This window comes from Pseudomonas fluorescens, from assembly GCF_001902145.1.
Taxonomy (GTDB): Bacteria; Pseudomonadota; Gammaproteobacteria; order Pseudomonadales; family Pseudomonadaceae; genus Aquipseudomonas; species Aquipseudomonas fluorescens_BV.
In genome coordinates this window covers 644,287-664,612 of sequence record NZ_MRST01000025.1, presented here as the reverse complement: position 1 = coordinate 664,612, position 20,326 = coordinate 644,287, and the positions used below count along the sequence as shown (strand labels likewise).

General features: G+C 61.4%; 16 protein-coding genes. 2 read left to right on the top strand and 14 right to left on the bottom strand.

What is annotated here, in order from left to right; translation table 11 throughout:
• Positions 1-14 precede the first annotated feature (14 nt).
• The 10 genes from BUE92_RS19400 to BUE92_RS19350 all read right to left on the bottom strand — a co-directional run bounded on the left by BUE92_RS19400 (position 15) and on the right by BUE92_RS19350 (position 13,747).
• Positions 15-1,355 carry a beta-galactosidase gene (locus BUE92_RS19400; protein WP_073525764.1) on the bottom strand — a complete coding sequence of 447 codons (1,341 nt, stop codon included), beginning with the start codon at positions 1,353-1,355 and terminating at the stop codon, positions 15-17.
• Positions 1,352-2,533 carry a glycosyltransferase gene (locus tag BUE92_RS19395; RefSeq protein ID WP_073525763.1) on the bottom strand — a complete coding sequence of 394 codons (1,182 nt, stop codon included), beginning with the start codon at positions 2,531-2,533 and terminating at the stop codon, positions 1,352-1,354. Before BUE92_RS19395 ends, BUE92_RS19400 begins: the two co-directional genes overlap by 4 nt.
• The gene (locus tag BUE92_RS19390; protein WP_073525762.1) at positions 2,533-4,512 is read right to left on the bottom strand and encodes an exopolysaccharide transport family protein; all 1,980 of its coding nucleotides are present in this window, start codon (positions 4,510-4,512) and stop codon (positions 2,533-2,535) included. Before BUE92_RS19390 ends, BUE92_RS19395 begins: the two co-directional genes overlap by 1 nt.
• Before the next feature lie 76 nt (positions 4,513-4,588).
• Positions 4,589-5,386 (bottom strand): polysaccharide biosynthesis/export family protein, encoded by a 798-nt coding sequence (locus BUE92_RS19385; RefSeq protein ID WP_073525761.1) that lies wholly within the window; start codon positions 5,384-5,386, stop codon positions 4,589-4,591.
• A 6-nt stretch (positions 5,387-5,392) separates the two neighbouring features.
• Positions 5,393-6,304, bottom strand: coding sequence for a glycosyltransferase family 2 protein (locus BUE92_RS19380; protein WP_073525760.1), 912 nt, complete (start codon positions 6,302-6,304; stop codon positions 5,393-5,395).
• Complete coding sequence (locus tag BUE92_RS19375) at positions 6,304-7,764, bottom strand: mannose-1-phosphate guanylyltransferase/mannose-6-phosphate isomerase (RefSeq protein WP_073525759.1); 1,461 nt, start codon at positions 7,762-7,764, stop codon at positions 6,304-6,306. The genes BUE92_RS19380 and BUE92_RS19375 overlap by 1 nt, the downstream gene beginning before the upstream one ends.
• Positions 7,764-9,203, bottom strand: a complete 1,440-nt coding sequence (locus BUE92_RS19370; protein WP_073525758.1) for an undecaprenyl-phosphate glucose phosphotransferase — start codon at positions 9,201-9,203, stop codon at positions 7,764-7,766. Before BUE92_RS19370 ends, BUE92_RS19375 begins: the two co-directional genes overlap by 1 nt.
• Before the next feature lie 501 nt (positions 9,204-9,704).
• The gene (locus tag BUE92_RS19360; protein WP_073525756.1) at positions 9,705-12,191 is read right to left on the bottom strand and encodes a TonB-dependent siderophore receptor; all 2,487 of its coding nucleotides are present in this window, start codon (positions 12,189-12,191) and stop codon (positions 9,705-9,707) included.
• 103 nt (positions 12,192-12,294) lie between these two features.
• Positions 12,295-13,245 carry a FecR domain-containing protein gene (locus BUE92_RS19355; protein ID WP_073525755.1) on the bottom strand — a complete coding sequence of 317 codons (951 nt, stop codon included), beginning with the start codon at positions 13,243-13,245 and terminating at the stop codon, positions 12,295-12,297.
• Positions 13,232-13,747: a sigma-70 family RNA polymerase sigma factor gene (locus BUE92_RS19350; protein ID WP_073525754.1), complete on the bottom strand. Its 516-nt coding sequence runs from the start codon at positions 13,745-13,747 to the stop codon at positions 13,232-13,234. The genes BUE92_RS19355 and BUE92_RS19350 overlap by 14 nt, the downstream gene beginning before the upstream one ends.
• A gap of 168 nt (positions 13,748-13,915) precedes the next feature.
• On the opposite strand from BUE92_RS19350, the gene BUE92_RS19345 reads away from it, so the two are divergent.
• Positions 13,916-14,545: a LysE family translocator gene (locus BUE92_RS19345; protein ID WP_073525753.1), complete on the top strand. Its 630-nt coding sequence runs from the start codon at positions 13,916-13,918 to the stop codon at positions 14,543-14,545.
• Positions 14,546-15,082: 537 nt separating this feature from the next.
• Here BUE92_RS19345 and inhA read toward each other — a convergent pair.
• Positions 15,083-15,763, bottom strand: a complete 681-nt coding sequence (gene inhA, locus BUE92_RS19340; protein WP_073525752.1) for an isonitrile hydratase — start codon at positions 15,761-15,763, stop codon at positions 15,083-15,085.
• A gap of 88 nt (positions 15,764-15,851) precedes the next feature.
• Here inhA and BUE92_RS19335 point away from each other — a divergent pair, with 88 nt between their 5' ends.
• Positions 15,852-16,820: a GlxA family transcriptional regulator gene (locus BUE92_RS19335; protein WP_073525751.1), complete on the top strand. Its 969-nt coding sequence runs from the start codon at positions 15,852-15,854 to the stop codon at positions 16,818-16,820.
• Here BUE92_RS19335 and BUE92_RS19330 read toward each other — a convergent pair.
• The 3 genes from BUE92_RS19330 to BUE92_RS19320 are packed head-to-tail and all read right to left on the bottom strand — an operon-like array spanning position 16,806 to position 20,324.
• A complete protein-coding gene (locus BUE92_RS19330; RefSeq protein ID WP_073525750.1) occupies positions 16,806-17,717 on the bottom strand; it encodes an alpha/beta fold hydrolase in 912 nt (303 codons plus the stop codon). The genes BUE92_RS19335 and BUE92_RS19330 overlap by 15 nt on opposite strands.
• Complete coding sequence (locus BUE92_RS19325) at positions 17,705-19,531, bottom strand: glycoside hydrolase family 15 protein (protein ID WP_073525749.1); 1,827 nt, start codon at positions 19,529-19,531, stop codon at positions 17,705-17,707. Before BUE92_RS19325 ends, BUE92_RS19330 begins: the two co-directional genes overlap by 13 nt.
• The gene (locus BUE92_RS19320) at positions 19,524-20,324 is read right to left on the bottom strand and encodes a glucose 1-dehydrogenase (RefSeq protein ID WP_073525747.1); all 801 of its coding nucleotides are present in this window, start codon (positions 20,322-20,324) and stop codon (positions 19,524-19,526) included. Before BUE92_RS19320 ends, BUE92_RS19325 begins: the two co-directional genes overlap by 8 nt.
• Positions 20,325-20,326 lie beyond the last annotated feature (2 nt).

Sequence of the window (20,326 nt, the reverse complement as noted above, 5' to 3'; positions counted from 1 at the left end):
CTCCATGCCCAGGGCTACCACACCAGTATCTGCAAGCTCGGCTTCACCACTGGGCGAATACCGTTGTCGTCGCTCAGGGTTTGCCGGGCTCCGGTCAAAGGGTCCAGCAGTTCTGCGCGTTTGATGCCGGGCAGGCTGATGCTGCTGCCTTTGGCACTCCAATACATCAGCAGGTGTTTTCCGTCAGGGCGGGTCCAGGCCACGCTGTAGAAGCTGTCCGGTACATCCTCAAGCTTCGGCGTTGTGCCAGGTTTAAGCGTGGGGCCGGTGATGTCGAGGAAGCGGGCGAGGGCGGTGTACACCGGCTTGGGTTCGCCATTGAGGTTCAACAGGCCGTAATGCTGGTCGCGTGGCGAAGCGCGTGGGTCAAGGTCGGACAGCGCGAACAGGAAGATCTTCTGGTAGTCCTGGGACGCCATCAACGCCAGGCGGCGCAAGGTGTAATCGGCTTGCCCGTCGACACCGATCAGGTCCTGCATTTCCTTGGGGCCGGCGTAGCTGGACCAGCCCCATTCAGTGGCCCATACCTGCTTGATCCCGGCACCGTGCAGCATTGAATTGAGTTGATCGCCGCGCAGCAGCACTTCGTTCTTGCCTGGCTCGTCGGTTTCCGGGGTCATCGAATAGGGGTGATAGGCCGCGATCATGCCCAGGCTTTGCACCCCCAGCGCGCCGAGCGCCTCAAACATCAGGGTTTTGCCACGGGGCGGCATTTGGCTGTAGTACGCCATGCCACCCATGACCTGCAGTTTGTCCGGTGCTGCAATGTTCAAGGCCTTGTGACTGGCCAACAACAATTGCGCGTATTCCTTGGCGTTGACTTTGGGGCGCCAGTTGTTCGGCAGGTTCTGTTCATTCCACACCTGCCAGGCATCGATATTCGGGTAGCGCTTGGCCAGGACTGCCAGGCGCATCGCATAGATGTCGGGGTCCCGCGGTTGATACTGGTCCTGGAACGGCGCGCCCTTGGGAGCGGTGGTGATAAAGGGCGCCGAGCCCACCAGGTAAAACACCGAGCGCAGTTTTTCGGCGGTCAGGGTGCGGTCCAGCTCATCGAAGGTGCTGAGCTGATATTCCTCTTCTTTGGGTTCCAGGCGATCCCAGTGCAGGTCGACCCGCACCCATTGCAATCCAAGCTTCTTATATTGGTGGATCTGCTTACGGTACTGCTCGGGCGTGAACCACAGAAAGTGTGCGTTCACGCCGAGAAAATCCTTCCAGACCACGTTTCGCTCCGGGGCCAGGTTCACCGGCTGCGCATCGACTTTTTTACTCAACAGCAGGGTGCTACCGACGGCGATCGATAGCGCCAGCGGCAGGTAGCGCCACAGTGGGCGAACGGATGACAGGTTCATCGCAACGGCTCCTCACAAGCATCCCGAAATAATTCAGCAAACCGCTGGGCCGTGTTGGCCCACTGGCGTTGGTGGCCGATTTCTCCTGCCCGTGCGGCCCATTGCTGCGCCTGTAGCGGGTCAAGGATCAAGCGGCTCAAGGCGTTGCTCAAGGACGCTATATCGCCCTGCTGATAGGTGATGCCATTGCCGCCGGCCACCTCTTCGGCAAAGGCTCGGGCGTTGGAGGTGATTACCCCGCGCCCGCATGCATTGGCCCACGACAGCGCGCCACTGGTGCCGCGCATCTGCCCCAGGAAACTGAGTTTTTTCGATTCGCGATAGGGCAGCACCATCACATGGTGCGCCTGGATTGAAGAAGGGATCTGCGCCGACGGCAGATCCAGTTGCCAGTCCACCACATCCTCAAGATGCAGGGCGCTGATCTGCTGGCGCAGGCCATCGAGGTAGTTGCCGGCGGGGTCAAAGGTCATTTCCGGCGCGGTGCCACCGGCCAGGGTCAGGCGTACCTGGCCTCGGCATTGCGGGTGGGCGGCCAGTGACTGGGCCAGGGCCTGGAGCAGGTCCTCAATGCCCTTGCCACGGTAGATAAAGCCGAAATACAGCAGGCGCAGCGGTGCCAGTGGCGGCAAGGCCTGGGGCGCGATGGGCAGGTTGCCATGGGCAATCACTGCTACTTGCTCCGGGCGCAGGCCCATGCGTTGGCGCAGGCAGTCGCCGCCCAGGCGGGTGAGGGTGATCAGGCGACGCATACCTTTGGCCAGGCGCCGTTCTTCGTGCAAGGTCAACGGGTCGGCCAGCAGCGCCGCCGCCTGGGGCAGCGGGTGGGGCAGGCGTTCAAGCAGCGTCAAGGGGAAAAACAGCTTGGCCCTGCGCCAGATAAGGCGCTCCGGGTCATGCACCGTGGCGGTCAAAGGCAGGTGCGGTTGCGCCCGGCGCAGGTACTCCAGCGCCTGGAACTCACCGAAGCGTCCACCCCCCAGTTCGGCATGCACCAGGTCCACGCCGCGCCAATCGAAGGCCTGCAGACGCTTCAACTGTTCAGGCAGTTCCAGGCAGCCGGCGAGCGGGGTCACCACTTCCAGGCCCTGTTCGATCAACGCATGGCGCAGGTGCGCGGCGTAGTCGGCGATCCCGGTCTGCTCCGGTGGCAGGGGAGCCAGCAATGCGATACGCATCAGGCCGCCCCGCGCCAGCTGTTGAGTCGCGCCAGGACCTTGGCCGGTACTTCGAAGCGGCGGCGGTTGAGGATCATGCCGTCCACTTTGCCGAACGCGGTGGTCAGCAACGACACGGCATTTTCGATAGTCGGTACGGTGCTGGTGCGGGCCTCGATCACCAGTACGACCTGGTCGGCGCGGCGCAGCGTCAGGAAGGCCTGCGGGTTGGAGGACAGCGCCGAGGCGTCCAGCAGCAACACTTCACCTGGCGTTGGCGCGTTCTCACCGTTGACCGAGACCCGATGGCCACGCTCCTCCAGCAGGCGCTTGAGTTGCCAGGTGATAAAGGTCACCCCTTCGCCATGTCGCGCCGAGGTCAGGCCCAGGGCAAAACCTTCGGCGGCAATGCGGTCCAGGGGCAGCAGGCTGTACAAGCGATAAAGGCTGGCGGTGACGGCTGCCGGCGTTGCGTCTTGCACATCAGGAATGCTGCTCCACAGCGGCACATGGAACATCTCCTGCAAGCGTGTGCCATCGTGGATGCGCTGGTCCAGCAGATACAGCACATAGATGGTCAGCAAGCCCACGGCCACGCCAGCGGGCAGGGCGAACAACAGCATCAGCAGGCTTTTGGGAAACACGCGTGCCGGGTTGAGGGTGGCGTGTTCGATCAGGGCGATGTTGCTGATCTGGCTGTTGTCCAGTTCGTGGTCGATTCGCGCCTGTTCAAGATTGTCCGAGTACAAGGCATAGCTCTTTTCGGCGGTGCGCAGTTGTTGGCTCAGGGTGTTGAGTTGCGGTTCTTCGGTCATCGCCTGGTCACGCTGGGCGCGAAGTTCGGCAAGGGTCTTGTCGTAGTTCTCGATTTCCCCGGCCAGTTTGCGTTCTTGCAACTGGGCGTCGATCATTTGCTGCTTGACGTTGATTACCAGGCTGTTGGGCGCGGTGTTCTGCGAGCGTTCCAGGCGTGTGGCTTCCTGGGCGCTGAGGGCTTGCATGTCACGGATGTTCTGCTCGATCTGATTGACCTGCGGCGTACCCGGCAGGTAGGTGCGCAACAGCCGTGCCCGCTCCACTTGCAGCGCATTGAGCTGGCGCTTGAGGTCGAGCTGGGTGGGGTTGAGGCTGGTTTCGCGCATCGTCACCACGTCTGCCGGCTGGCTCTTGATCTGCTGGCTGGCGTTGGCCAGGAGGCTGCGAATCCCTGAGATCTGGTTCTGTGCACTGACCTTGGCGTCGGTGACGCGGTCGATCTGGTTGGTCAGGTTCTTCAGGCGCGCATCGACACTGATCGAGTCGATCTGCTTCAAGCGACCTTGCAGCTGATCTTTCAGGCTCTGGATATTCTCTGCCACCTTGGCGCGTTCGGTTTCATAGAAGGTGTGCAGGCTCTTGCGCCCGAGAATTCGCGCCCGTTCTTCGAGGTAAGCGTTGACCCATTCCTCGACGATTTTTTGCGCCACCGCCGGGTCGTCCCAGGTGAAGGAAATCTCGATCACCGAAGAGCCCGGCTCGTGACCGGCGGTAAAGTTCTTCTCCAGTGAGGTCGCCAAGCGCTCCAGCGGGCTTTGTTTCTCGGCAAGGCCCACGAACTGCAGCACACTACGAATGCCATTGATGACTTCGCCCATGCCCTTCTTGATGTAGAACTTGGTGACCTTCCAGAAGCCTTGTGGTGGTTCGGCGGTCATCGCCATATAGCGCTCGGCAACGATGTGCACGATAGGCCGGCCCGTGAGCATTTTTTCTTCGTCGACAATCGGGTCGTGCTGGGTGCTCGGGGCAATCAGCGTCTGGCGGTTGGCGGCTTCGATCGGCAAGGTGGTGTTATCCCGCCCCGGCTTGACCAGCAAGCGCGCGTCGGACTCGTAGCGAGCCGGCAACAGGAAGGCACCGAGCACGGCGACCACAATCGTGGTGATCACGGCCAGTTTGAACTCGCGGCGGTAGATGAAGAACAGCCGCAGCAGGTCGCGAAGAGAGCGGATTTCGATCACAGGATCACTCCATTGGATAGATGTTGTTCGTCGAATGAAATCGGCGTGCTCAAGTGATACAAAGCCTGCGTCATGATCATTGTGGAGCGCTGATATAGGTATCGCCGGACTTGTTGCCATTGAGCTGATAATTCAAGCCCAGTCCCACCCCTTTGCTAACCGGAAACAGCTTGGTGAAGTACATATCCACGGCCTCCACCGTCGCGCCGATGCCCGACTGCGGCACAAAGATCAAATCTCCGCGCTGCAACGCCACCCGCGGGTGATTGGGGTTGGTCAACATGCTCTCCAGGCTGATGAAGTACGTCCTGTACTTGCCATCCGGCCCGGTGCGCATAAGGGCCACGTTGGAGGCATCCGCCGAGGGCAACACACCACCGGAACTGAGCAGCGCCTGCTCGACGCTGACGTTGCCGGCCAGGTCGAAAAACGCCGGGTTTGGCACCGCGCCGCCGATAAACACCTTGTTGCTCGGTGCGCTGGCGATGTTCACCGTCACTGCCGGTTCGCGGTAGATGCGCTTGTACTTCTCGGTGATTTCCTTGCCCAGGTCTTCGGGCGTGCGCAAGGCCGCCTTGACCCGGCCAATATTGGGCACCGAGATCACGCCATCAGGGCGCACCACGAATATCGTCATGTCATCGGCCGCCGCCGGCTCTTGGGCATCACGCACGATACGCAGCGAGTCGCCGCTCTGGATCAGCACCTGTGGCGGCGGCAGGTCGGCCAGGGTCAGTGCCGCTTGATGACCTGCCTTGAGCGTGTCGTTATCAGGAAGCGGCACCCGCGCGGGGGTCGAACAGCCAGCCAGCCATATTGAGGCGCTCAAGAGGCCGAGCAGGGTAAGACGGGAACGTCGGTTGATAGTCTTCATGACGGCTCAAGTCCAGTAGGTGGAAAACATGCCCAGGCGTCGTTTAAGCGCGTTGGGCAGGTGGCGTTCAAGGTGGCCGAGGCGATAACCCAGCAATTTAAAGGCACTGCGCACCACCACTTCGGGGGCGCGGTACAGCGCGTTGGCCTCGCGCAATGCGTGCAGTTCGGCCAGCACATAACGTTTACCTTCGCCGCCGGCGTCGCCAAACGCCTGGCGAATCCACGGTTCGCGGCCGTAGAACACACCGATATCGAAGTAGCGGCGAAACTCTTCCAGCAAGCGGTAATCGTGGGAGTGATACACCTGCGCGCTGGCGGCGTAGCGCACCTGGTAGCCGGCCAGCAGCATGCGCGCGGCCACATAGGCGTCTTCACTGCCAATCACATCCTGGGGGAAACCGCCCACCGCGCTCAGGGCGCTGCGCCGGTACACCGAAAATGAGTCGGAGCTGAAGCAGGTCTTGATGCCCAGTTGCGCTGCATCGTCCAGGCGCTTGGTGCGGCTGGCCGCTGGGTAATTGAAGTGCCGCGACTGCGCGCCGAGCACGCCGGCACCGGGGTGCGGCAGCTGCCGTCCATAGGCCACGCCATTGAGCGGGTCCAGTTGCAGCTCGCTGATCAGGTTGGCGAAGGTCTCGGCGGTGGCGGGGATAGCGTCCTGGGTCATGACGATCAAGGCGTCGCCGCCCACCTGTTCACTGGCCCAGCGCCGGGTACCACCGTGGTTGAAATCACGCGCATCGATCCGCTCCACGCGGGCGCCGAATTCGCGAAAACGCGCCACGGTGTCGTCGCTCGATGCGCTGTCGACCACCAGCATTTCGTCCGGTTGCAAGGTCTGCATGCGCAGCGCTGGCAACAGGCGGTCCAGGTGGCTGGCCGCGTTGCGGGTGGGGATGATCAATGACGTACGCATCAGGGCTTCACTTCAACCGGCGCGCGGCCGTAGATGTCGTCATAGCGCACGATGTCGTCTTCACCCAGGTACTCACCGCTCTGCACCTCGATCATCACCAGGTCGATGATGCCGGGGTTGGTCAGGCGGTGTTTGTGCCCGGCGGGAATGTAGGTGGACTCGTTCATGTTGAGCAGGATCTCGCGCTCGCCATTGGTGATCATCGCTGCGCCGCTGACCACCACCCAATGCTCGCTGCGGTGATGGTGCATTTGCAGGGACAGCGAGCCTTTGGGCTTGACCACGATGCGCTTGATTTTGAACCGCGTGCTTTCCTCCAGCACCGTGTAGGTGCCCCAGGGCCGGGTGACGGTGCGATGCAGGCTGAACGCCGGGTGATTCTGGCGCTTGAGTTCGGCAACGATATGCCGCACGTCCTGGCTGCGATGGGCGTCGGCGATCAGCAGGGCGTCCGGGGTGTCGACGATGATCAGGTCGCGCACGCCCACCGCACCGAGTACTCGTTTGGGCGAGTCGATATAGCAATTTTGCACGTCGTGCAGGATGGCCTCGCCATTGATCTGGTTGCCATTGTCGTCACTGGGGGTGAGTTGGCGCAGGGCTTCCCAGGAGCCGATATCGCTCCAGCCAATGTCGCAGGGCACGACCGCGACCTGGGCGGATTTTTCCATCAGGGCCACATCGATAGAGATATCCGGCGCGGTGCCGAAACCTTCCGGGCTCAGTTCGCGCTGGCGACTGCTGCTGTTTTGCAGGCTCTGGCTGTGCTCCAGTGCGGCCTTGGCCGCCTCCAGGACCGCCGGGGCGTGGCTGGCCAATTCTTCCAGCAGGGCGGCCGCCTTGAAGCAGAACATGCCGGCATTCCACAGGTGCTTGCCGCCGTCCAGGTAGCCTTGGGCGGTAGCCTGGTCGGGCTTTTCGACAAAGCGCTGCACCCGAAACCCAGCGCCCAGTGCCGGCCCTTGTTCGATATAGCCAAAGCCGGTTTCGGCACGGTCGGGCTGGATGCCAAAGGTCACCAGGTAACCGGCCTCGGCCAACGCACGGGCTTTTTCCACTGCCTGGGCAAAGGCGCTTTCATCCAGGACCAGGTGATCGGCCGGCATCACCAGCAACTGCGCGTCTGCGCCGAAATGCTCCTGCACATGCAAGGCTGCCACGGCGATGGCAGCGGCGGTGTTGCGGCCAAACGGCTCCAGCAGCAGGTCGAGGCCCAGGCGCTGGGTGTTCACCGCGCGGTAGTCGTCCAGGGTGCGAAACAGCAGGTCGCGGTTGGTCACGGTCAGGATGCTGTCGACGCCCGGCAAGTGACTGGCCCGCAGGAAGGTCTTCTGCAACAGGCTCTGGTCGTCGCGCATGCGTATGAAGGGCTTGGGCATGTTCTGCCGCGAGACTGGCCACAGCCGCGTACCCGAACCACCGGAGATGATGCAGGGAATCAATCCGTTAAGTGGGTTCATCAATAGACTTCCTTGGTGGAAAGAACGGCCGGGACCGTCATGAAAACGATGTAGAGGTCCAGCCACACGGACCATTTGGCGATGTATTCCAGGTCGTATTCGACCCGTTTCTGAATCTTGAACAGCGTATCGGTCTCGCCGCGATAACCATTGATCTGCGCCCAGCCGGTGATGCCCGGCTTGACCCGATGGCGCGAGCTGTATTCGCTGACCGCTTCCTCGAACGGAATCCCGGCGGCCTTGGTGGCCGTGGCGTGGGGGCGCGGGCCAACCATCGACATATTGCCCAGCAGTACGTTGAACAGCTGGGGCAGCTCATCGATGCTGGTTTTGCGGATGATCCTGCCGACCCGAGTGATGCGCGGGTCCTGGCGCGTGGTCTGGTGCTCGGCGTTGAGGTCGGTCTGCTCGACGTACATCGAGCGGAACTTGAACACCCGGATCAGGTTGTCGTTGTAGCCAAAGCGCTTCTGGCGAAACAGCACCGGGCCCTTGGAATCGAGTTTGATCGCGATGGCCGTCACCAGCATCACCGGCGACAGCAGCAACAGGCCGATGCTGGCCAGCAGCAGGTCTTCGCAACGCTTGATAAAGGGCGACCAGCCCCGCAGTGGTAACTGCGAGGTGTTGAACATCAGGATGCCGCCCACATCGGTGATGCGGTTATGGCCATAGCGCAGGGCGGCCATGTCCGGCACCAGCATGACGTTCACCGACATCTGTCGCAGGCGCTTGACCAGCCCGTTGATGCGCTGCTCGGCGGCCCAAGGCAGGGTGATCATCACCTGGTTGACCTGTTCGGAGCGGATCAGCTTTTCCAGGTCGCGGGTATTGCCCAGCAACGGCAGGCGGCTCAACTCCTTGGGAATGCGCTCGGTACGGTCGTCGATAAAACCGATGAGGCCGGAGCGGATATCACTGTTGCGCGACAGGTGTTCAGCCACATGCACGGCCGTATCGGTAAAGCCCAGGATCACGGTGCGCTGGAGGAATTTGCCGTTGTCCATCAGATGGCGGTACAGGCGCAGCATCAGTATCCGCTCCAGGCCAAACAACAGCAGGCTCGCGGAAAACCAGAACACCAGGTTGCGTGGGCTCAACTGCGGGAACAGAAGCAGGATCTGGTACATGAACAACAGGATGCAAAATGCAGAGACCCAGGCCACCAGCATCACGCGAAAACGCAGGCGATTGCTGAACAGGTCATCGGAGTAAACCCCCAGGGCCTGGAACAAGATAATGGTCAGGATCGCAAAGAACGCCAGCAGGCCCAGATAGTGAGTGCGCATGTGTTCCGCGACCGGGTCCGGGTAGAACAGCAGGATGATCGCCGGCGAGATTGCGGTCAGCCCGTGAAGCAGTTTTACGAAAACAACAAAAAACTCAACGAAACCGGTGCGAGTCAAGAACAGGCTATCAACCGACGATTTACCGCGCATAAATCAGATCCTCAATACACCACCAGAACGTTCCTATTCGTCTGCTCATCCATAAGGCATGTGTGCTTTACAAGTGATGCAAATCGAACGACTTCTGTTGCTGGGTAATACGTAATGGCTGTCTAGACGCAGGCATTTACTGGGTGATGGCTAAATGGTGGCGCTTTTGAGGATTTGTGTCAATGATTTGGCTTTTTGTCCTTTTTCTTCGATGACCCTCTCAATGTCTTTATGATATGACGGTTTGTTGACGTGTATGGCGGGTTTTTCAGAATAATCGAGAATCGATGATGGCTTTTTGCAGTGTAGGAACAAACGTAGGTATTTGCCTGCCAGCGACGAAAAGCTTTTGACGGCTGTAAGAGGGGCTTTTTTGTAGGAGCGAGCTTGCTCGCGAAAAACTCACAGACGCCGCGTTTATTCAGGAAGCACGCGTTATCGTTGACGTTTTTCGCGAGCAAGCTCGCTCCTACAGGAGGGCAGGAAGGGGATGTGCGGTGCTTAGAAGTTGCCTTTGAGGCTCAGCGTAAGGTTACGCGGCTCTCCATAGAGATTACCCCAGCCTGAGGTGCCCACGGTCTGGTAGTAATTTTTATCGAACAGGTTGTTACCGTTGATCGCCACCGTCCAGGTGTCGTCCACCTGATACGCCAGGCGCGCATTCCACAATGCATAGCCGGCCTGTTCCAGTTTGATGGTCTGCAGCCGGTAGTTGCTGCTTTGGGCGTTGACCCCTGCGCCGACGGTCCATTTCGAAAGCGCGCCGTCCAACTGATAGTCGCCCCACACCCTGAGCATATGCCGGGGTACGTAGGTGTTAGAGACCGCGCCTTCGGCATTGCTATCGATGTTCTTCAGGGTTTTGGTTTGCGTGTAGGTATAGCCGCCGAATACTTGCAAGCGTTCAAGCAGTGCACCGCTCAGTTCGGCTTCCACGCCTTGGGCGCGCACTTTGCCCGTGTCGGTATAGCAGTAGCCGTCCGAGGAACTGCCGCAGCGGGTCTCGAAATCGGTTTGGGCGGCGTTTTTTTCGATGGCGCGAAACAGCGCCACGGAGCTGTTCAGGCGCCCGTCAAACCATTCGCCCTTGATGCCCAACTCATAGTTCTCGCCCACTTTCGGCTTCAGGGCCGAACCGCTGACTGTGGCGTAGGAGCTTTGCGGCTGGAAGATATCGGCGTAGCTGGTGTACACCGAGAGGTTGTCATTGAGGTCATAGATCAATGCGGCAAACGGCGTGACTACCCCGGTTTCCTTGGTGCGTGCGTCCTGGTCGGCCCACTCGCCCCACGCCAGGTTCAAGGACTCGCGGCGGTTTTCGTACCAACTGACGCGACTGCCGAGCACCAGCATCAACGGTTCGGCCAGGCGCAGGCGCAAGGTGGCGTAGGCGCCGTATTGGGTGGCGGTTTCCTTGACCGTGCCGCCACGGTACATGTTGGGCCAGAACGTATCGTCGGCAGGTTCCGGGAAGTGGTGGTTGGGGTTGAAAACGCTTTGGCGCTGGGGCAGATTGCGGATCGCATAGACATCGTCCTGAGTGCCACGACTGCCGTTGGCGCCGAGGATCAGCTCATGTTGCAGGCCAAAGGCTTCAAACTGACCGTCGACATAGGCATCCAGGCCGTAGTCCTTGTGATCGTAGTCCAACAATGCCGCGTAGCTGGTGAGCGTTGGGGCCGGGTTGCCATAGTCCACGGTGCTTTCGCTGGCGGCATATTTGATGTCTTGCAGGTTGCGGCTGTGCACGGCGCTGACTTTGAGCTTCCAGTTGTCATTGAAGTGATGGGTCATATCGGCGAACAGCGTGGTGCGCTGGCTTTGCCAATCGTTCCAGGCCTGGCCCAGGCAGGTGGAGCGGCTCAGGCCGAGGCTTTTGCCGTCGCGGTAGCGCGGCAGGCCGCTCCAGCACGGCGTGGAGTCGACATCCTCATAGCTGGCACCGAAGCCTAGGGTGGTGTCAGGGCTGACATCCATGTCCAGGGCTGCGTAAAACGCTTGGTCCTGACGCTTGGCAAGGTCCATGTAGGAACCGCGATTCTGTTGACTGACCGCCGCGCGGCCACGCACCGTGCCGCTGTCATTCAACGGGCCGCCGGTGTCGAGTTCGGCGTGGTAGTTATCCCAGGTGCCCGCTGACAGGCCAAGACTGGTGGTGGGCTTGTCCTGGGGCCGCTTGCGCACGAAGTTCACCGCACCACTGGCCGTACCGGCGCCCTTGAGCATGCCAGCAGCGCCCTTGAGGACTTCCACCCGATCATAGATCGCCATGTTCGCGCTGAAACTGTCGGCCTGGATGTAGTCTTTGCCGATGTCCAGCGGCACACCATCGAACTGGTACTGGCCGAGCATCTTGAAGCCCCGGGAGTAAAAATACTTGCCGCCCATGGGCGACTCGTAGCTGGTGATCCCCGGGGTGCGCTCCAGCAATTGGTCGATGGTGGTGATGTTCTGGTCATCCATCAGCTTGCGGGTCATCACGCTCACCGATTGCGGCGTGCGTCGCAGGCTGTGTTCGCCCTTGCCGATGGTCACCGCGCCGGTGGTGTAGGAGCCGCTGCCTTCGGTGGTGGCGCCCAGACGCTCTCCGGTGATGGTGGTGGCGCCCAGGTTCAGCGCCGAGTTGGCGGCCTGTTGGGGCAACAGTAACCAAGCATTCGGACCCTGGCTTTGAGCTTGCAAACCCTGGCCTTGAAGCAGTCGACTCAGGGCCTGTTGTGGTTCCAGGGTGCCGCTCAGCCCAGCACTGCTTTTGCCGGCTACGCTGCCTGCGTCATACGACAGGCTGATGCCGGCCTGCCGCGCAAACTGATCAAGGGCGCCCGCCAGAGGGCCAGGGGCAATGTTCCAGGCGCGGGCCTGGCGCTCGCTGCCGGGTTCCTGGGCGGTTGCGGTATACGGCAAGGCGCTGGCCGCCACACACGCGCCAAGAAGGGTGGCATTGATGGCGTGTCTGAGGGGAGAACGTTTGGAGGGGAACGCTTGCATGACCGCGGATGCTCCTGAAGGAAGTGGACAAAACCGGCCTGTTGATCGGCCTTTCCTTACAGGTCGAATGGCAATGAGAATTCACCTCATTTATTTTTGCCCGTCACACCCGAGCGGAGACGGTTACCCAGTAGCGGCTGCGGTAGGTCACATCGATCGCCAGCGATTGAGTGACCAACTTGAGCACCTGGTCGGTGTCATCCAGTTGGTAAGTGCCCGAAACCCGCAACCCTGCCACGGCTTCGCTGCAACGCAGCAACCCATTGCGATAGCGGCCCAGTTCGGCCAGGAAGTCGTCCAGGCGCATGTTGTGGGCGCTGATCACGCCGTCACTCCAGGCCCAGGGGTCCAGGCCGTTGTTGGGGGACGGGCGAATGTCGCTGCGGTTGAACATCACCTGTTCCCCAGGCTTGATCACCTGGCGTGCGGCGCCGTCATGGCGATCGGCAAACACCGCCACCGCACCCTGTTGTACGGCCAGCAGGGTGCCCTGGGGTTCTTCGCGCACCAGCAAGCGTGTGCCGAGGGCGCGCAGGTAACCGTCGCGGGTATGCACCCACAGCGGGCGTTGGTCGGCGCCGGTATTGATCAATATTTCACCCTGGCGCAGGTTCACCAGCCGTTGTTCGGCGCTGGAGGTAATGTCGACGGCACTGGCGCTGTTGAGCTGGACCTTGCTGCCATCCTCCAATGCTACCCAGCGCCGCTCGCCAGTGGAGGTGCGGTAGTCCGCCATCAAGGCGGGCAGGGGCGTGTAGTCGCGGCCCAGCCAGGCTAAACCTGCGGCGCCGGCGAACAGCCCGAGCATTTTCAGGCTTTCACGACGGCTGATGCGCTGGCGTGCGCCGTCGAGTGCATGGCGACTGACATGCGCTGGCAAGTGGTTGAAATCGTCATTCATGGTGGCGACCCGTTGCCACGCCTGTTGATGCGCCTCGCTGGTGTGCAGCCACTGGTCAAAGGCCGCGGTGGCGGCGTCGTCAGCGGTGTTATAGCGCAGCTTGATCATCCACTCGATGGCCTGGTCGACCAGGCGCGGGTCAGAATTCGGCATAGCGCAACCGGTAACAGGCGTGCAGCGCCTTGGACAGGTCGCGTTCCACCGTTGCCTTGGACACGCCCAGGCGCAAGGCGATCTGCGGGCAGGTCAGGCCGTCCAATTGGGCCAACAGGAACGCCTCGCGCACCCTCGGCTTGAGCTGGTCGAGCAAACGGTCAATGCGTTCCAGGCTGTCGAGGATCAGCCGCTTTGTTTCTTCGCTCGGCACCTCTACTTGCGGGAAGTGCGTCAGGCTTTCCAGGTAGGCGCGTTCCAGTTCGCGGCGCCGGTATTGGTCGATCATCAAGCTGCGCGCGATGCTGCTCAGATACGCGCGCGGCTGCTGCAAAGTCTGTTGCTGACGCGCGTTGAGCAGGCGCACGAAGGTGTCCTGCGCGAGGTCAGCTGCGCGCTCATGGCAGCCCGTGCGCCGGCTCAACCAGCCCCGCAGCCAGGAATGGTGGGCCTGGTAAAGCTGGCCGATGGCAGTTGGGTCCAGTGGGTGATCGCTCGACATGGTCATCCTGGCGCAGCAGGCTTAATTGATAATGTTTCGCATTCTAGACGTTGGTTGTGGCATTGAGCAATCACTGGGTTCGCTGCGTGAGCAATGTATCCAGCACAATTTTTTGTAGGGGCTGCAAGCGCCGATTAATCTGGATTTTTTCCAGCGGACGGTTCAACCATGATCAGTCTTGTCACACTCGGCGTTTTTTCCGGCGCTGTGTTGCTGTTGTTGCTGTCACCGGGGCCGAACATGGCGTTTGTCATCAGTCAGGGTGTCACCCATGGCTGGCGCGGCGGCGTTGCTTCGGCCCTGGGCATTGGCGTGGCCGACCTGTTGCTGACAGCGTTGACCGCCATGGGGGTGACGGCGTTGGTCGCCAGCTGGCCGCCAGCATTCGACCTGATCCGCTATGCGGGTGTGATCTACCTGCTGTGGCTGGTCTTTAAAACCTTGCAGAAGCGCTCCGGCCTGGACACTGCTCCCGTGCGCCGCGAGGCTTTGGGGCGGGTGTTTGTGCAGGCCATGCTCAACAGTTTGCTCAACCCCAAGGCGTTGTTGTTTTTCATGGTGTTCCTGCCACAGTTTGTGCGGCCCGAGGCGGGGCCTATCGCCTTGCAATTGATGGTGCTGGGCGGTGTGTTGACGTTGATCGCGAGCGTGTTTCATGTGCTGCTGGGCCTGTTTGGCGGGGCGCTCAGCCGCTTCTTCGCCAAACGCACAAAAAGCGCCTGGCTGCAGAAGTGGGGCTTGGCGGCGGTGCTGATGGCGTTGGCCGTGCGCTTGGCGGTGATGTCGCGTCCTGCCTGAAGCCACGCCGGAAGCCAAGCAAGTTTCTTTGTGGCGAGGGAGCTTGCTCCCGTGACGACAGCCGATGCTCATCTACCTGACACCCCACGGTCTAAATGTGGGAGCTGGCTTGCCTGCGAAGACGGCCTGACAGTCGACGCTGTTATAACGAGTACATATCCATTCCTGCGGTAACGGCCACTTAGGGTTCCGCCCTGACGGCGGGTCACTTTGGAAAAAAGCCCCAAAGTAACCAAAGGGCTCTTGCCCCACCACTCGGCACCTCGCCCAGGCTCGGTGTGCCCGTAATTCGCCAGTGATTTGGGGGGCCGCCGCCACGCGCCATCCATGGCGCGGGGCGGCTAAACCGGCATCCCTGCCGGTTTACCCCCCAAATCCCTGTCGAATTCCGGCCAGCGTGGTTTAACGGGGCGCCTGAGATCAAAAGCAGATCAAGATCAAGAGCGACTCGCTTCGCATCGTGGTTACTGTCGGCTACAACCGGACAGGCCGCTTCGCGCCTCAACGGGAGCAAGCTCCCTCGCCACGGATGAACATTCACCCCAACCGCGCAGCCGCCCGCGCAACAATCTCTCCACGCACTCTGCGTGACTCCACCGTGCGCTTGTTGGCTTCCTCCCGCACATGCCTGGGCGCGGTCTCCGGGCGGCCTGAGTCAAACGGTGGGGCCGGCGCGTATTCGATCTGCAACTGCACCAGTTGCGCCGCCGCTTCGCTGTACAACTCTGCTGCCAGGGTCAGGGCAAAGTCGATACCGGCGGTGATCCCGCCGCCGGTCAACAGGTTGCCGTCACGCACCACACGTTCCTGTACGGGGATGGCACCGAGCGGGGCGAGCAGGTCGTGGTAGGCCCAGTGGGTGGTGGCCTTGCGACCGCGTAGCAACCCTGCCGCGCCCAATACCAGTGAGCCGGTGCACACCGAGGTCATGTAGCGTGCTGTCTGTGCCTGGGCCTTGAGGAAATCCAGGGTTTGCGAGTCTTCCATCAATGGGCCCACACCGGCGCCGCCGGGTACGCAAAGCACATCCAGGTTCGGGCAGTCGGCATACGTGATGGTCGGCGTGAACACCAGGCCAGTGCTGGAGGTGATCGGCGCGAGGTCTTTCCACACAAGGTGCAGCTTCACGTCTGGCAGCGAACCGAGGACATCATAGGGGCCGGTAAGGTCCAGTTGCTGGATGCCGGGGAACAACAGAAAGCCGATCTGCAAGGTCATGATTCAAGCTCCGAAAGGAATGGACGTCCTTACTGTAGAAGCCTAGGCTTTGGCGAATACGCCATTAAGCCCACTAATCTCGCCAATCATGCCTAAAGTTATTCATGTACTCGCGTTTGAGAATGCCCAGGTACTCGATGTCACCGGGCCTCTACAGGTGTTCGCATCGGCTAACGATTTGGCGCGCCAGCGTGGTTTACCGTTGCCCTACGCGGTCAACGTCATCGCCGCTCAGGCTGAACCGGTGATGACGTCAGCCGGCCTGGCGCTGCTGGCCGAGCCGCTGCCGGCCATTGACCAGCCCTGCGACACCCTGGTGATCGCCGGTGGCTGGGGCGTGTACGGCGCTGCCGAGGACACGGCGCTGGTGCAATGGGTGCGCGATAAATCCCATTACACCCGGCGCATGGCTTCGGTGTGCACCGGGGCTTTTCTGCTGGCCGCCAGTGGCTTGCTCGATGGTTGCCGCGTGGCCACGCACTGGACGCGCTGTGAAGAACTGGCGCGCAAGTTCCCCACGCTCACGGTGGAGGCCAATCCGATTTTCATCCAGCAAGGCGCGGTGTGGACGTCTGCCGGCGTGACCGCCGGGATCGACCTGTGCCTGGCCCTGGTAGAGGATGACCTGGGGCGTGCGATTGCCCTGGAGGTGGCGCGCCACTTGGTTGTGTTCCTCAAGCGCCCTGGCGGTCAGTCGCAATTCAGCGTGACGTTATCCCTGCAAAAGAGCGACAGCCGTTTTGCCGAGCTGCATGCCTGGATCGCCGATAACCTGACGCTGGATCTGTGCATCGCCACACTGGCGGCCCAGGCTGGCATGAGCGAGCGAAGCTTTGTGCGCCACTACCGCACCGAGACTGGCCAAACCCCGGCGCGGGCCGTGGAACTGATTCGCGTCGAAAACGCACGCCGGCAACTGGCAGACAGCACAACCTCCATCAAACGTATCGCCATGCAATGCGGTTTTGGCTGTGAAGAAACTTTGCGCCGCAGCTTTCTAAGGGCTTTGTCGGTGACGCCCCAGGCTTATCGGGAGCGTTTTTCACCGCTCCAGTAGTTCCAGCAAAGCTTGAAGCGTGACCTGGGGCGCTTCCTGGAAAACGTTATGACCCACACCGGGCAACACCTGGCGGCGATAAAAACCGCTGAAGTGGTCCACGTCATCATCCTCCAGCGACGGCGGGCCCACGCCATCGTCGGCCCCGCACAACGAAATACTCGGTACTGATATCGGCGGTTGCGGCACCAGCGCCTGCTCGATGTATTCCAGCGCGGGATCACCCGGCGCGTACATGAAACGATGGCGATAGGAGTGAATCACCACCTCGACAAAATCCGGGTTATCAAACGACGGCGCGGTCAAGGCGTAGCGGCTTGGCCCTTCGGCCCAGGACGGTGACCACAGCGTCCAGAGCAATTGGCAGAGTCCACGTCGGTTGGCCGTCAAGCCGTCGACCCCGCGCTGGGTGTGAAAGTAGTACTGATACCAGAGCCGGTGCTCTGTCTCAGGTGGCCTGGGCTTGAGCGACTGGCTGATGGCCTGGATGTTGTAGCCATCGCCGGTCACCAGTCCGCGTACCCGCTGCGGCCAAAGCGCCGCGACAATACAGGCGGCGCGCCCACCCCAGTCAAAGCCGGCGAGGGTGGCTTGCGGGATCGACAATGCATCCATGAAGTCGAGCAAGTCCTTGGCCAGCGCCGCCTGTTGGCCGGAGCGCATCACTTGCGTGTTGATAAATCGCGTCGGGCCATAACCGCGTAAATACGGGACCAGTACCCGATAACCACGCTCAGCCAGCACCGGCGCGATGTCGTCGTAGCCTCGTGGGTCGTAGGGGAAGCCATGTAACAGGATCACCGGTTCGCCATCGATGGGGCCGTGGGTTTCGTAAGCCACATCAAGCAGGGTGGTGCGCACATACAGCAGTGCGGGCGGGGTGGTCACGGTTGCCATACGGTCTTCTCCCCGCTGAGTTTGCGGTCCAGGAACGTAGCCGCACTGATCAACGCCAAATGGCTCAAGGCCTGGGGCGTGTTGCCCAGGTGCCGGGCCTGGCTGTCGAACTCTTCGGCGTACAACCCCAGCGGGTTGGCGTAACGCAGCAACTGTTCGAATTCCAGATGGGCCTTTTCCACTTGCCCGGCGCGCGCCAGGCATTCGACGTACCAGAACGAGCAGGCGGCAAACGCGCCTTCGACGCCTTGCAGCCCATCGATCTGGCTGTCGTCATTGCGGTAGCGGTAGACCATGCCGTCGCGCACCAGGCTTTTCTGGATCGCTTCCAGTGTCGACAGCCAGCGCGGATCCGTGGCGGCGACGAAGCGCACCAGCGGCATCAACAGCATCGAACCGTCGAGGGCAGTGCTGCCGATATGCTGCACAAAATGCCCGCGTTCTTCGTTCCAGAAGTTCGTCCAGATGTCGGCATAGATCGCCTGGCGCGTCTGGTCCCAGCGTGCGAACGGGGCCGGCAGCGAACGCTTGGAGGCCAGGCGGATGGCGCGGTCAAGGGCCACCCAGCACATCAGGCGTGAGTGCAGGAAGTGGTGCTGCTCACCGCGCATTTCCCAGATGCCCACGTCTTTGTGGTTCCAGATCTCACACACCTGGTCGACCACTTCCATCGTGTGTTTCCAGCCTTGGTGGGAGATGGCTTCGCCGTACTTGTTGACCAGGTAAACCGCGTCCATCAGTTCACCGTAGATATCCAGCTGGATTTGATCGAACGCCTCATTGCCCACCCGCACCGGTTGGGCGCCGCCGTGGCCGCTCAAGTGGTCGAGGGTGGTTTCCGGCAGTTCCTGGCGACCGTCGATGCCGTACAGGATGTTGATCTTGGTCGGCTGGCCGCAACAGTCGCTGACCCGGCCCCTGAGCCAGCGCATATAGGCGTTGGCCTCATCGACAAAACCCAGGCGCATGAACGCATAGACGGTGAACGAGGCATCGCGGATCCAGGTATAGCGGTAGTCCCAGTTGCGTTCGCCGCCCGGCGTCTCCGGCAGCCCGAACGTGGCCGCGGCGATGATGGCGCCGTGTTTGCGCGAGGTCAGGAGTTTCAGCGCCAGGGCCGAGCGGTTGACCATTTCGCGCCAGCGCCCGCGGTAGTTGGACTGGCCGATCCAACCGCGCCAGAACTTCAGGGTGCGTTCCAGGTAAAGGTCGGTACAGTCATTGGTGACCCGTGCATCTTCCTGGCCGCCGAGGACAAATTCGGCGCCTTCATCCTGGGCGAGGGTAAAGGTGGCGATGGCGGTGCTGTCTTGGAGGGTCAGCGGCTGGCTGCCAATCAGGCGCAGGCCGGGCTGGCCGCTGGCGGTGAACACCACGCTGGCTGCCTCGGTCTTCGCCTCGGTGGGCGCGCGGGCATAGTCGTGGCGCACGGCGCAGCTCAAGTGGATAGTCGCCTTGCCACTGACCACCCGTACCCGCCTGATCAGCAAGGGCAGTTCATCGATGTTTTCGCTGACGGTCAGCAGGTCGGTGATCTCCACCACCGCTTCATCGCTCAGCCAGCGAGTCTGCAGCACGTTGGTGTCGGGCAGGTAGATCTGCTCGCGGCGGGCGTTGGGCAGGTCCGGGGTAAGCTGAAACGTGCCGGCCTCGGGCGTGTCGAGCAATGCGCAAAACACCGAAGGGCTGTCGAATTCCGGCCAGCAGAAGAAGTCGATGCTGCCGCGGTCGTTCACCAGTGCCGCGCTGCGCATGTCGCCGATGATCCCGTGGGCATCGATGGCGCTTTGAGGTTCGTTCTTGAAATCAACCATTGCCACGGAACTCCGGGTAGAGGCTCATACCGCCATCGATGAACAAGGTGCTGCCAACCACATAATCAGAGGCATCGCTGGCCAGCCACACCACCGCATTGGCCACGTCTTCGACGTCACCGACACGACCATAGGGAATCAATTTAAGCAGCTCTTGTTCTGCCGCGCCTTCGGTGGCCGCACGGTTGATCGCCGTACGAATGGCCCCCGGTGCGATACCGTTGATACGGATGCGCTGCTCGCTGACTTCCTGGGCGAGGGTGCGCATCAGCATCTCCACGCCGCCCTTGGACGCGGCGTAATTCACATGCCCGGCCCAGGGGATGAGTTGATGCACCGAACTCATATGGATGATTTTGCCGGCGGCCCGTGACACACCTTCGCGAATACCCTGGCGATTGAAGATGCGCACCGCCGCCCGCGCGCACAGGAACTGCCCGGTGAGGTTGACGCCAATCACCGTATTCCAATCCTCAAGGGTCATATCGACCAGGTTGGCATCTTTTTGCAGGCCGGAGTTGGCCACCAGGATATCCAGATGGCCGAAAGCGTCGAGGGTTTGGGTGAAGAGGCGTTCGACGTCGGCCTCCTTGGACACATCGCCACCAATCGCAAGTGCCCGGCCGCCGTTAGCATTGATCTGCGCGGCGAGGGCCTCAGCCGGTGCCGCCTGGGAGTTGTAGTTGAGCACCACCGCCGCGCCTGCTGCGGCCAGGGCTTTGGCCGCCCCCGCGCCGATGCCGGAACTGGCACCGGTGACCAGGGCCACTTGTTGCTGCAAGGAAATCTGCATCG